This window comes from Candidatus Cloacimonas sp. (genome assembly GCA_039680785.1).
Lineage (GTDB): Bacteria > Cloacimonadota > Cloacimonadia > Cloacimonadales > Cloacimonadaceae > Cloacimonas.
Map to the genome: position 1 here is coordinate 23,654 of JBDKSF010000068.1, position 13,416 is coordinate 37,069.

Genomic DNA, 13,416 nt, shown 5'->3' on the forward strand with positions numbered 1-13,416 from the left:
AGTGTAAAGAAAATAATAGCGTGAAAATACTTGACGAATTGACACAATTTATGTTTAAGGAACATTACTTGCTTTAAATGATAAAGCACTAAATTTAAAATAATGGATATGATTATGAAAAAAGCACTTATACTAATATCAGTCCTCCTCGTCGGAATCAATCTTTCTGCGTTTGATACAATAATTAATATAGACCCTTATGCTTGGCAGAATAAACAAGGAGCAGATGCTTTTCCGGTTACTTTAACAACGGGTGAACCGATTCTACCTTTTGTCCCAGTGAATATTTTGCTACCTTTCGGCAATAAATATCTAAGCTCAGAAGTATCTATCTCTAAAGCCGAAACAGTAGCCGAAAACATAACTTTTGAAATTGCTATGCCTCCTTTGCCTACTTCCGCTCCAATGCCAAATCTAACACAAACCTTAGTTAACCCCAAATTGGAAAATCGCTTATATCCCGATAAACAGTGGCAATTTTTGGGCATTCAATATTATCGGGGATATCAAATTGCTTTGTTCAATGTATATCCATATCGATACAATCCTATTACGAAGAAACTGTTTGCCAGTTCTCAAGTTCAAATATCCTTGAATAGTGAATTTGAAGATGCAGAAGCTGAATATGAGGCAAATTTTTATACCAATAGTGCCAAAACCCAATCTGCCTTGAATTCCCTGATCTGCAATCCAGAAAATATTGCTACCTACCAATCTGCCCCTAATTATAGAAATGTGGCTAATGTAGCCAGAAATATAGATCTTTCCACACCCCGCCAAATGATCATCATTACCAATAATTCCAGATTGAGCTGGTTTTCTTCCTATTCCGTTTGGCATTCCGATAGAGGCGTTTCCAATGCAGTTTTTTCGGTGGAAGATATCCTTTCTGCCTATCCCGGCACAGATAATGCGGAAAAAATCCGCAATTTTATTATCAATGCCTATCAAACTTGGGCTAATAGTTCTCAGCCATTGGAATATGTAATTCTGGGCGGAGATGATGAAATCGTTCCTGAACGAGGCGCTTATGGTCAAGTTGGCGATACTATAGATTTGCGAATGCCTACCGATATCTATTTTAGTAATCTCGATGGTGACTGGAATGCAAACCAGAACCAAATTTGGGGTGAAACAAATGACAACACGGATATGATACCGGAAATCCACATTGGCAGATTTCCTGCCGAAACCCAAACCGAATTTAACAATATGTTCAGCAAGATTCAGTATTATGTTGATAATGATACCTTTAGCAACAATCTTGCTCTTTTTATAGGTGAACAGCTGAATGACAATCCTTTAACATGGGGAGGTGATTACAAAGATAATGTAGCACAGTATCTTCCCGACGAATATAATATGCATACCCTATACCAAAGAGACGGCACTTACAGTTCTCAGAGTGTTTATAATGCCATCAATGCTGGTGCCGGAATTATGAATCATATGGGGCATGCTAATGAATCAACTTTAATAGGGCAATCCAATGGAACTGTAGAAAGCTTAACTAATACAGAATATGGTTTTCTCTATTCCCAAGGTTGTTATCCTGCTGCATTTGATCAACGCACTTCCGGAAACAATGAATCCATCGGAGAACATTTTGTAACTGCTTCCGGTGCATTATTTTCCTTTATTGGAAATACTCGTTACGGATGGTATAGTCCTGGCAATGTGAACGGCGCTTCTGAATATTATGATCGGCAGTTTTTCAATGGTTTATTTGAACAGAATTATCCTGCCTTGGGAGAAGCGTTAACTTATTCTCGTCTGCAAAATTTGAATAATGCCTTAAGTAGTGATGTTATGCGCTGGTGTTATTACGAAATGGTTCTTTTTGGTGATCCTTCCATAGAAGTAAAGCCCTTTAACAATTCTCTGCCCTTTCTGAATCTGGATGGTTATACTTTTTCCGATGAAGAAGGAGATAATAACGGAACCATCAGCATTGGCGAACTTATTTGTTTACATCCTCTTATTTCCAATGCCAATAATTGGAACACTGCCTTTAATGTCTCGGCTCGTTTGGAAAATTTACCTGAAGGGATAAATTTGGTAGGAGGTAACATCTCCATTCCGCAGATTCTTCCGGGAGGTTTAAGTTCTGAAAATTTTAAATTCCGGCTGCAGCTTTCCGATAATTTGAGTTTCGGTTCTTATAATCTAACCTTGGTGATTGATTCCATAAATCCTTTAACTCAGCAATTAACTGGTGAACGCAGATTTACCGTATCGCTGCAGATAACTATGATAGACAATCGTTTTCCCTGGGAAACTATGAACAATGGTAAATCGGCTCCTGTAGTTGCAAACCTGAATTCGACAAATGGCAGTGAAATTATCTACGCGGATGTTTTCGGCAACAGTTATTATATTGGAACTGATGGCAATATGTATCAGACAATTGAAGCTCCAGAAGGAATGATTATAAACCATAGTTTTGCTTATGGCGATGTGGATGGAGATACGGAAAAAGATCTGGTATTTTGCAGTCGGAGCGGAAATATTTTTGCTATGCGCTTAGATGGAGATATCATATTTAATTATCAAGCAAATACGATGCTTCTCTATTCTCCCGTTTTGGCAGATATAGATGGCAATGGATCTCTGGAGACAATTGCGGGAGGGATAGATGGAAACATTTATGCCGTTTCTTCGACGGGTGCATTGCTAAATGGTTTTCCTTATAATGTGGGAAGCAACATTCCTTGTGAACTTGCCGCAGCTGACATTAATGCTGATGGTGCCCTGGAGATTGTAGCTGGCTCTTTAAACGGATTATTATATGTAATAGGCAACGGCGGAATGGTTTTACCGGGCTTTCCTCTTCAGCTAAACGGTTCGGTTACCGGCTCTCCCACGATCACAAATACCAATCGGATCGTTTGTTCTACCCCCACAGACATTTATATCATTTCTCCTTCTGGAAATATTGTGGCAATGCGCAATATCAATTCACACATAGCGGGAGGTTTTGCATTGGGAGATATAACTGCCGATGACATTGGCTTGGATATAGTAGGCATAACGATAAATGGATTTTTGTATGCCCTAAATGAGAATGGCGCTGATCTTCCCGGCTTTCCGGTTGCGATCAATGATATTTTTAATTGCCCTCCCTTGCTTGCCAACCTGGATAATGATCCGCAAGCTGAAATATTAGTTCAGAGTTACGAAAACTCTGTCTATGGATATAATGCTGACGGCAGTTGTTTAAGCGGTTATCCTTTTATGAATATTTATAATGGCAGCACGCCTGCCACGCTGGTTGATTTTGATGCAAATAATCAGATCAAGATGGTAATGGGACATTCCAATGGAGTGTTAATGCTCAATTTGCAGAGAACCGCTTCGGATTTAAGACCTTGGATTACTTATAGAGGCAGTTCCTTAAGGCAGGGCTCTTTTGTTTCCACCGGTTTTGTAAGCAATAGCGATGAACTGGGCGTCCCCAGCGTTAATGCCTTATTAGGTAATTATCCCAATCCCTTTAATCCGGAAACGACCATCCGCTTTTCTACTAAGGCAAATACCATTGCCAAACTGGAGATTTTCAATTTGAAGGGTCAGAAAATAAGAACCCTAATTGATGGCATTCAAAATGAAGGCAATCATAGTATTATTTGGAACGGAAGAGACGATTTTTCCAGAGAAGTTGCCAGTGGAGTATATTTCTATCGTTTGAGCGCTGAGGGGAAATCTTACCAGCACAAGATGTTGCTTCTGAAATGAATATAGCCGCAAACATTTTACGCCTGCAGGAAAGTATCTCCGAAACCCTTATCCGAACAGGACGCACGGATGAAGTAACCTTAATTGCGGTAACCAAAACACATCCGGTGGAAGTAATGGAAGAAGCTTTGCGAGCGGGGATAAAGCATATCGGAGAAAACAAAGTGCAGGAAGCCAGAAAAAAACTTCCTCTGCTTACTGTGCCTTACGATAGCTTTCATTTTATCGGTCATCTGCAAAGCAATAAAATAAATCAGTTGCTGGATTTAAAGCCCACTTTGATTCATTCGGTGCATTCTTTGGAGCTGGCAAAAAGATTACATTACGCCTTAGGCAGAACTAATCGGACTCAGGATATCCTTATTCAGATTAATAGTAGCGATGAGATGTCCAAAAGCGGTTTTTCGTTTTCGGAAGCAGCGGAATCCATAATCCGCATAGCGGCGCTCTCCACTTTGCACATCAAAGGTCTGATGACGATTGGTATGCTGGGAGAAAAAGAAATCAGTCGCCCCCTCTTTGCCAAAATGAAATGTCTGTTTGAAGAACTTAAGTCCTTGGAAATTCCCGGCGTGGAAATGAAATATCTCTCCATGGGAATGAGCGATGACTATACAATCGCTTTGGAAGAGGGCTCTAATCTGCTTCGGATAGGAACTGCCATTTTCGGAGAGCGAAATTACGGAGCTGGCGAATGATCTATTTATTTGCTGTTTTAATTATGATAGTTGGCTATCTATACGGCTGTTTTTCCACTGCCCGGATTATTGCCAAAAGTTTTCGCTCTTTGAATGTATATAAAATCGGCTCAGGTTTAGCTGATACGGAAAATATTTACACCAACATCAGTAAACCATTGGGAACATTAGTAGGAGCGATGGATGTAGCCAAAGCGTATTTATTCTTGATGATAGTGGAGGTTGTTTTACGCTTCATTGATACCAAAGTAATAAATTACCCCGGCTTTAATGTTCTTTACGGTGAAAATGTAATGATGATTTTTGGCATTAGTATGCTTATTGGTCACTGTTTACCCTATAATCATCATTTCAGAGGTGGACGCGGTATTTTTACCTATATGGGTATGCTTGCCTATTTTGCCTTTTTACCTACTTTGATATCCGCTTTCATTGCTTGGATTCTTATCGTGCGTTTTAAGCAAATTCGCTTTGCCCAGTATTTGATTGTAATTTTACCGGTTGTATTATACATTGTGTTTTATACCCTGTTTAATTATCATAATTATATGCCGCCCTATTTCATCACTCTTTTGTTTGGCAATGCCATAGCGATGGGGATTTTAAATATAATCGTATCGAAAAAACTGGGAGAATTTTAGCTTCCCTAAAGAGGTCTGACGATGGTAAAAGTAATTCCCGTAGATAGTAAAAAGCAGCTGCACGATTTCATAATGTTACCTTTTACGCTCTATAAAAATGAGCCCAATTGGGTTCCACCTTTGATTGGCGATCAGAAAAAGCTCTTTAATCCGAAAAAGAATCCTTATTATCAACACTCTGAAGGGAAACTTTTTCTGGCATTCAAAGACGGAAAACTTGCCGGTAGAATTTCTGCTCATTCCAATACCCAGCATAATAAAGAGCATCACGAAAATATCGGCTTTTTTGGCTTTTTTGAGTGCCTAAACGATCAGGAAACTGCCAATGCGCTTTTTGAGGCAGCTTATGAATGGAATCGTTACCGCGGTTTTACTTCTCTAAGGGGTCCTATGAACTTCAGTGTAAATCAAGAATGCGGTTTACTGGTAGATGGCTTTGAATATCCACCGATGGTTATGATGCCTCACAACTTTCCCTATTATCCAGTTCTCTATGAAAATTACGGTTTAACCAAAACAATGGACCTCTACGCTTTTATCAGTGAATATCATTCCATTCCCCAACGCATAGCGGAAATGGCGGAAGTAATCTCAAAACGCAATAATGTGCAAATCCGTTCCTTATCTTACGATAAAAAACAACGCAAAAAAGATATTGAAACCGTTTTTGAAATATACACAAAGGCATGGCAATACAATTGGGGAAATGTGCCAATGACGAAACCAGAATTTGATAATCTGGTAGCGGAATTATTGCCCATTGCCGATCCAGATTTGGTTTTCATAGCAGAAGTAGATGGCAAACTTGCCGGCTTCAGTTTAACTTTGCCAAACTTCAACGAGGTCTTAAAAGTTATGCAAGGCAGAGTAAATCCGCTAACTATCCTCAAAGCGTTAAAAGCCAAAAAACACATCACTTCCGTCCGCGTGATCACAATGGGCATAGTTAAGGAATTTCAAGGTCGGGGAATTGACACTCTTTTATATTACCACTCTTTTAAAAACGGCTTGCCCAAGGGCTATTATCGCAGTGAATTTTCCTGGGTGCTGGAAAATAATATGCCAATGATTAATGTAGCTGAAAAACTGGGCGCCAAAATTTATAAGACCTATCGTCTTTACGATAAAGCAATTGAAAACCGCAAATAACGGATTTTGAATGACTGATTTCTCTTTGAAAAGAAACTCCCAAAATTCCTCTTTACTATCTGCCATTGATCTTATAACGCTTATTTTTTGCGGCTGGATTCTTATTTATATGTCTTGCGGGATTATGCGCTCCCCGGAAGCCATAAAACACCTTCCCGTTTATCTTGGCATATTTACCAGTGTGCTATTTTTGGCTTGGTTGCAAAAACAACCCGGCTGGAATTATACAGAAAATAATCCCACTAAACGCTACAAGGCCTTAAGTTTCTTCCGAAGCATCTATCCCGTTCTGTTATTTGGCTATTTTTACACTTCGGGGCACGCTTTCAACCGGATTATTTTTCGGGACTGGCTGGATCCATTTTTTATGAGGATCGACCAATTCATTTTTGGTTACCTTCCTTCTTTAACATGGGGCAAGGTCTATTCGCACTGGGCAGTTCAGGAATTGTTTCATTTTGCCTATTTCTGTTATTATCCAATGATAGCGGGTATTCCTATATATCTCTATTTTACCAATAAAGGGGCGTTCAAGGAAGTTATTTTCAACCTCACTTTCGTCTTTTATTGCTGTTATACCATTTATTCCGTCATCCCTGTTATGGGTGGACGCTACATTCCGGAAGCGATGGCATTAACTAAGGTGTATCATTCCGGTCCTTTTACTCATATTATGGCATTTATTTATCGCACTTCCAATCACTTAGGGGGTGCTTTCCCCAGCAGTCATATTGCTATTGCAATTGTTTTAACTATTGCCGCCTTGCGTTTTATGCGTCCGCTGGGCTATATTTGCACTTTTATAACCTTTTTCCTCTCCATTGCCACTGTCTTTTGTCATTATCATTGGTTTATTGATGCCGTTTTTGGTGTTATAACAGGTATTGCAGGATATTATTTGGCAAATTATATGCGCTCATTTCTGCTGAAAAAAGGTTATGCCTAAACCATATAAGGAAATAAAAAATGGCTAAATTCCCAATTTATATAATCTTGCTTATCCTACCTTCTTGCCTCCTTCTTGCTCAACAGGTAACGCCTTTACCTGTAACTTCTTATGATTATGCTCTGCCCGAAAATAATGTTTCCCCTTTCGCGATGGGTTCCGGAGGTCTCAATTTAACTAATGCCGATGACCCTTTTTGCGCTTATGGCAATCCTGCTTTGATGGCAGATAACACTGTGGGAGCATTATCCGTCTCCTTCCGCTTAAAAAATCAGGAAGATCTTGATTTCTACGAAGCTCTTCAGTTTAGCAACACTTTAAAAGATAAACAATTCAAATACTTCGTTCTCAATACGGGTCCCGTCTCTTTCAGTTATCAACCTGTTTCTGCAGTGCATATCAGTCAGTTTTCCAATGACGGAATGAATAGTGAATATTATGACTACCAGTTGGATAAAGTGCAATTTTCTTGGGGCGGCAGAGACGAAAGATATCCCAAATTCGGAGCCGGCTTAAATGTTAAATATCTTACAGGACGGTTAGTGTATCTGAAAGAGCATAAGGTCGGCAACAACCTAATTCGAGATGGATTTATTGACGATAAAGTTAGAGGCGCTTCCGGCGACCTTGGTTTTACTTACAAAATAGGTAATGTTATTTATGCCGCTTCCTTTTATGATCTGCTTTCTATGCTTTGGTGGGAAAATTATGATGGGGAATCAATTCAAAGAAGAGCTGCTTTGGGAGTTGGTTTTGAAGGTGAAAACAGCCATTATTACATCGGAATGCAAGGTAAAATGGCAAAAGAACCTGAAAGTACCATTCACTTTGGCTATGACTACAGCTGGAATTTCTCCCAAAGCACCAGTGCCACCACTACGAAAAATCGTAATTCCCTTGATCTCAGATTTGGAGTTTACAGCCACGATTTTTACGGAACCGATAACATAAACTACACGCTTGGCGGCGGTTATTATTATAAAAATTTACGCTTTGATTTTTCGCTGACGAATTCTGGTATGAAACTTGCCGATAGCGACTATCTATTTTCCATCAGCGCAGGTATTTAATTGTTTCAGCTTTCCTTTTTAAATGCCACACTACTCTTTTTTGCGGCTGCAACTCTCTTGCCCTTGCTGATTTGGTTGCTGGCAAAGAAAAAACCGCAAAAAATCGTCTTTCCTTCCCTGCGTTTCATTAAGCTTAGTAAAGAACAGGAAAAAAGCCGCAGCAAACTGAAAAACATTTTATTGCTAATTATCAGGATGCTGATTATTTTGCTGGTAGTTTTGGCAGTGGCACGCCCTATGTTTAATTCCCCCCAAATAAAACCTTCCGCAAAGCATCCACCCACCGCAGTTGCCATTTTGATTGATACTTCCTATAGTATGGAATATGCGGAAACAGGCAAAAGCGCACTTCAATATGCCAAGGAGGCATTACAAAAAATAAATTCCCAAGCCAATGCCGACGACCGTTTCATCCCCATAAGTTCCGATGAAAATTGGAACTTGATTCATAGCCAAATTTATGCCGGAACCATACCGGAGACACTGATTGAACAGCTAACAACTACTTACACACCTCTTTCGCTGAAAGATATGGTTACAGCGGCAGAAACAAAACTATCTGAAAGTCAGATGCCCAATCGAGAAATATATCTAATCAGTGATTTACGCATTCCCCCCGTTAATTTGACCTCCAGTGTTCCCATTGCTTTGATACCTTTGCCTCAAACAGTTGGCTATGAGAATTTGGCAGTTATCTCAGCTAATGCATTATATCAGCTTGTGGATAAACGCAACCAACAACTTATCCAATTTACGGTTGCCAATTATGGCAATGCTGAACGCAAAGATGTTTTAGTTAAAGCGATAGTAAACGAAATCAAACTGGCGGAAAAATTTGTTTCCATTCCTCCTCGCAGTTCAATTACGGAAACGATGACCGTAGATTTACGCTCCGATGGCTGGCAAAGTGGTTTTATAGAAATAAACGATGAACGCCAAATTATGGACAATCGCTGTTATTTTGCCTTCCCATTTTACAGCAAACCCAAAATCGGCGTCATTACGCAAAATGACAATTTGCCTCCTATTCTGGCTACTGTTTTGAAGGTTTACAGCGCTTCCAATTATCAAATACTTTCTCCGGATGAGCTGTCTTTGAATGATTTGGATAATTATCAGCTTTTTGTGGTCTATAATTGTGGGCCTATCACTACCCGCCTAAGGGAAATTTTTACCAATTTGCAAAATCGCAAAATCGGATTATTATATTGTTTGGGAAATGATCTTGCTGCCGATTGGAAATCATATCTGAACAATACTTTTGGCTTGGATATCAGAGAACGAATGCAAAAAACGGTTACCATCGATAACTTAAATGCGCATCACTATATCAGTTCTCTTATTGCCGGCAAAGCTTTGAAAAGTCCTACCGTAACTGATTTTTGGCAGGCATCCAATAAAAAAGCCAGTGTGCTGATTTCGGCTCAAAACTTTCCTTTGGCAGTGATTAAAGATAAGCAATCCCTTTGGTTGTGGAATATAGTTAGTTCTGGCATCCCTTTTTATATTGATCCCGCTTTTCCCGTTTTAGCTTATCGGACTTTTGATTACATCGCGGGAAAGGAAATTCCGGAAGCGGATGCCAAAATCGGGACGATGCTAACTTTTGCTAAATTAAAGTTGCCCGCGGGTGAAATTATCAGCAGTGGACGCTATTTAGCCAATGAACCGGGAATTTATATTTTTGAACCTGATACCCCTCGCAGTTACGCAATGGCGATAAATATTGATTACAGCGATTCTGAGGCAAGAACTTTTCTTCCTGAAGGCGTGAAGAATTTGGGTAATAATTGGGAAGGAAAGCTTTTCTTTTCGCGCTTAGGTTATGACCTATGGAAAATTTTACTTGCCATTGCTTTCGCTTTGATGATTTTGGAAATTATTATCATTAAAATGGAAGAATCCAGAGCAAAACCATAAGTAAGAAGGCACAGTAATGATTTTGGAAAATATTACCGATCCTAAACAAATAAAAGGATTAACGGTCAGCGAATTAAAAATCCTGGCTAAGGAAGTTCGCACTCGCATTGTAGAAGTCGTTTCCCAGACAGGGGGTCATTTAGCTCCCAGTTTAGGAACCGTGGATCTCACCGTTACCCTGCTTTATCTTTTTGATCCACTTGTAGATAGAATCGTTTGGGATGTAGGGCATCAGTCCTACGCTTGGAAAATTTTAACGGGACGCAACGCTCGCTTTGACACTTTAAGACAATATCAAGGCATCAGCGGTTTCACCAATCGCGAAGAAAGTCCTTATGATGCTTTTACTACAGGCCATAGCAGCACTTCCATTTCCGCCGCTTTGGGCATTGCTTGTGGCAGGGATTTAAATGGCGAAAAGGGTCATTGTCTTGCCATTATTGGTGATGGGGCTTTAACGGGTGGAATAAGTTTTGAAGCATTAAATTATGGGGGCCATCTCCAAAAAGATAAATTCATCGTAATTCTTAATGACAACGAAATGTCCATCTCCAAAAATGTGGGCGGATTGCAAAAATATATGGCAAGAATGCTTGCCAGCAAGTCCTATAATGTTCTTAAAAAACAGGTCTGGGATTTCAGCTCCACTTTACCTTCCAAATTTCGGCGCGGTTTCATCTACGGCGCCCAAAAAATGGAAGAATCGATGATGAATATTTTGGTGCCCAACATCATTTTTGAAGATCTTGGCTTTAAATATGTAGGGCCCATTGACGGGAATGACATAGACCAGCTTTTGCGCATCATTAAAAGAGTTAAGAACTATATGGTCGGTCCCGTTTTAATTCATATTGTCACTCAAAAAGGAAAGGGCTATCTTCCCGCGGAAAAAGATTCCGAACTTTTTCATGGAACAGGACCTTTTGACCTCAAAACCGGTAAGCAATTTAGCAGTGGAAAACAATCTTGGAGCGAATTTATGGGCTCAACTTTGGTCAATTTAGCTAAGCAGAATCCCAAAATTGTAGCTATAACCGCGGCTATGACTGCCGGTACAGGCCTAACGGATTTTGAAAAGAATTTTCCCGATCGCTTTTTTGATGTGGGCATTGCCGAACAGCATTCCGTCACTTTGGCGGCAGGGATGTCCACGAAAGGTTTAAAGCCCTTCATAGCAATCTATTCCACTTTTCTGCAAAGAGCTCTGGACCAAGTTATTCACGATGTAGCTCTTCCCAAATTGCCAGTGGTTTTTTGTATTGACAGAGCCGGACTTGTAGGCGAAGACGGAGCCACGCATCAGGGTGCTTTTGACATATCTTATTTAAATTTCATTCCCAATTTAGTCATTTTAACTCCTTCCACGGCTGAAGAACTTTCCGCGATGCTTGCTTGGGCTGCGGATTATCAAGCAAATCCTGTGGCTATCAGATATCCGAGAGGAGGGGTAGTTCATTCTAAGGAACATCAAGAACCAATGAAATTTGATCCTTTTTCCGCTAAAATTCATTCTGATGAAGGTAACATTGCCTTGGTTGCTTGTGGAGATGCTTTTTTTATCGCTGAAGAAGTTCATAACTTATTGGCACAGAATAATATCCAATCCCAATTAGTGCAATTATTGGCTGTTAAACCCTTGGATGCCCAAACGCTTGAAAATTTGGCAGCTAATTGCAACTATATCTTCACTTTAGAAAGCAATGCCATCATCGGAGGAATGGGCTCCAGAATAAGCCAACTGCTTTCTCTTTATTCGGTTAAGGTAATCAATTTTGGCTATCCTGACTACTTCATTGCGCACGGCAAAATTTCTGAATTATTGGATGAGATCGGTTTTACTCCACAAAAGCTGTATGACAAAATAACGCAGATCATCAATGAATAATGTGTTCGAAATTATTTGTGCGCCTGCCACTCCCGCCGGATTTTCCGCTCTGGCAATAATTCGTCTTAGTGGTTTAGGTTGCATTGAACTTGTAGCCAAGCACTTTTCCAAGAGCAAAGAACTGCTATCTTTATCTTCTCATCGGCTGATTCTGGGCACTTTTCATTCTGCCGCGGGAGAAGCTATAGATGAAGTTCTGCTTTCTGTTTTTAGAGAACCTCATAGTTATACGGGAGAAGATGTTGTGGAAATATCTTGTCACGGAAATCCCAACCTTGTGAATAGCATTTTGCAGACCCTGATGCTTTCCTGCCGTTTGGCAAAACCGGGGGAATTTACTTTGCGCGCTTTTTTAAACGGAAAAATGGATTTGAGCCAAGCCGAGGCAGTTAACGATCTTATTCAAGCCCAAACATCCAAAGCTGAAAAGGCCTCCTTCAGGCAACTTAAGGGCTCACTTAGCCAATATTTGCAGGAATTGCTGAATCGGATAACGGAACTTCGTATCCATTTTGAACTTGCCATTGATTTTGCCGACCAGGATTTGCCACTTCCCGATTTTGATTTGATGCATCAAGAACTGATTGATATTATCCAAAAGGCAGAGGAACTTATCAGCACAGGTGAGCAGGGAAAAAAACTCCGCACCGGCATAAAGATCTGTTTAACCGGTGCACCCAATGTAGGTAAGTCATCACTTTTTAATGCTTTGCTGCAACAGAACCGGGCAATCGTTACTCCCCATCCGGGAACCACCCGAGATTATCTGGAAGAGTATCTATCCATAAATGGCTTTCCCATAGTTATTTATGATACTGCAGGCCTGCGCGAATCGCCGGATGACATCGAAAAAATGGGTATTGCCAAAAGTTACGAATTAATGCAGGAATCCGACCTCCTTTTATATTTAGTGGAAACAACCGCCGCAGTAAAACTTGCACAACCCATTTCCACTTTACTCTCCAATTCCTCCCTTGCGCCTGAACTTTTTGCCAAAACCCTGGTCGTATTTAGTAAAGCAGACCTCCAAAAAGAAAATTTGCCCCCAATCGCCGGCGGTGTCTATTGTAGCGTAGTTACGGAAAATGGTTTGAAAGACCTCACTGAAACAATTTCCCAGCGCTTGCTGCTTAGCGACGACTTGCCAGATAAACCCATCCTTATCAATAACAGACATCTGATTGCCTTAGCTAACTGCTTGCAATCCTTGCATCAAGCCGAACAATGCCTGGTGGAAAACCAAGGTTTTGAATTCATTGCCTTTGAATTGATTTCCGCCAGCAATGCATTAGAAGAAATTTTGGGCATCATTACCACCGACGACCTCCTAAACAAAATATTCAGTGAATTCTGCATTGGAAAATAAGCCACG

9 protein-coding genes are annotated in these 13,416 nt (G+C 40.3%); all 9 read left to right on the forward strand.

Annotated features, from left to right (window positions below; all coding sequences use genetic code 11):
- Positions 1-114 precede the first annotated feature (114 nt).
- The 9 genes from ABFC98_04355 to mnmE are packed head-to-tail and all read left to right on the forward strand — an operon-like array spanning position 115 to position 13,410.
- Positions 115-3,735, forward strand: coding sequence for a C25 family cysteine peptidase (locus tag ABFC98_04355; GenBank protein MEN6445260.1), 3,621 nt, complete (start codon positions 115-117; stop codon positions 3,733-3,735).
- A complete protein-coding gene (locus ABFC98_04360) occupies positions 3,732-4,433 on the forward strand; it encodes a YggS family pyridoxal phosphate-dependent enzyme (GenBank protein ID MEN6445261.1) in 702 nt (233 codons plus the stop codon). The genes ABFC98_04355 and ABFC98_04360 overlap by 4 nt, the downstream gene beginning before the upstream one ends.
- The gene (locus tag ABFC98_04365; protein MEN6445262.1) at positions 4,430-5,074 is read left to right on the forward strand and encodes a glycerol-3-phosphate acyltransferase; all 645 of its coding nucleotides are present in this window, start codon (positions 4,430-4,432) and stop codon (positions 5,072-5,074) included. The genes ABFC98_04360 and ABFC98_04365 overlap by 4 nt, the downstream gene beginning before the upstream one ends.
- A 21-nt stretch (positions 5,075-5,095) precedes the next feature.
- Positions 5,096-6,223 carry a GNAT family N-acetyltransferase gene (locus ABFC98_04370; protein MEN6445263.1) on the forward strand — a complete coding sequence of 376 codons (1,128 nt, stop codon included), beginning with the start codon at positions 5,096-5,098 and terminating at the stop codon, positions 6,221-6,223.
- Positions 6,224-6,233: 10 nt separating this feature from the next.
- Complete coding sequence (locus ABFC98_04375) at positions 6,234-7,169, forward strand: phosphatase PAP2 family protein (GenBank protein MEN6445264.1); 936 nt, start codon at positions 6,234-6,236, stop codon at positions 7,167-7,169.
- 20 nt (positions 7,170-7,189) lie between these two features.
- Positions 7,190-8,239, forward strand: coding sequence for a hypothetical protein (locus ABFC98_04380; protein ID MEN6445265.1), 1,050 nt, complete (start codon positions 7,190-7,192; stop codon positions 8,237-8,239).
- The gene (locus ABFC98_04385; GenBank protein MEN6445266.1) at positions 8,240-10,159 is read left to right on the forward strand and encodes a BatA domain-containing protein; all 1,920 of its coding nucleotides are present in this window, start codon (positions 8,240-8,242) and stop codon (positions 10,157-10,159) included.
- A 16-nt stretch (positions 10,160-10,175) separates the two neighbouring features.
- Positions 10,176-12,044 carry a 1-deoxy-D-xylulose-5-phosphate synthase gene (gene dxs, locus ABFC98_04390; GenBank protein MEN6445267.1) on the forward strand — a complete coding sequence of 623 codons (1,869 nt, stop codon included), beginning with the start codon at positions 10,176-10,178 and terminating at the stop codon, positions 12,042-12,044.
- Positions 12,037-13,410, forward strand: a complete 1,374-nt coding sequence (gene mnmE, locus ABFC98_04395; GenBank protein MEN6445268.1) for a tRNA uridine-5-carboxymethylaminomethyl(34) synthesis GTPase MnmE — start codon at positions 12,037-12,039, stop codon at positions 13,408-13,410. Before dxs ends, mnmE begins: the two co-directional genes overlap by 8 nt.
- The last annotated feature ends 6 nt before the right edge of the window (positions 13,411-13,416 follow it).

Excerpts from the sequence above, each read along its gene's own strand:
- ABFC98_04360 (MEN6445261.1), top strand. The coding sequence starts at position 3,732 with ATGAATATAGCCGCAAACATTTTACGCCTGCAGGAAAGTATCTCCGAA.
- mnmE (MEN6445268.1), top strand. The coding sequence starts at position 12,037 with ATGAATAATGTGTTCGAAATTATTTGTGCGCCTGCCACTCCCGCCGGA.
- ABFC98_04365 (MEN6445262.1), top strand. The coding sequence starts at position 4,430 with ATGATCTATTTATTTGCTGTTTTAATTATGATAGTTGGCTATCTATAC.
- ABFC98_04355 (MEN6445260.1), top strand. The coding sequence starts at position 115 with ATGAAAAAAGCACTTATACTAATATCAGTCCTCCTCGTCGGAATCAAT.
- ABFC98_04380 (MEN6445265.1), top strand. The coding sequence starts at position 7,190 with ATGGCTAAATTCCCAATTTATATAATCTTGCTTATCCTACCTTCTTGC.
- dxs (MEN6445267.1), top strand. The coding sequence starts at position 10,176 with ATGATTTTGGAAAATATTACCGATCCTAAACAAATAAAAGGATTAACG.
- ABFC98_04370 (MEN6445263.1), top strand. The coding sequence starts at position 5,096 with ATGGTAAAAGTAATTCCCGTAGATAGTAAAAAGCAGCTGCACGATTTC.
- ABFC98_04375 (MEN6445264.1), top strand. The coding sequence starts at position 6,234 with ATGACTGATTTCTCTTTGAAAAGAAACTCCCAAAATTCCTCTTTACTA.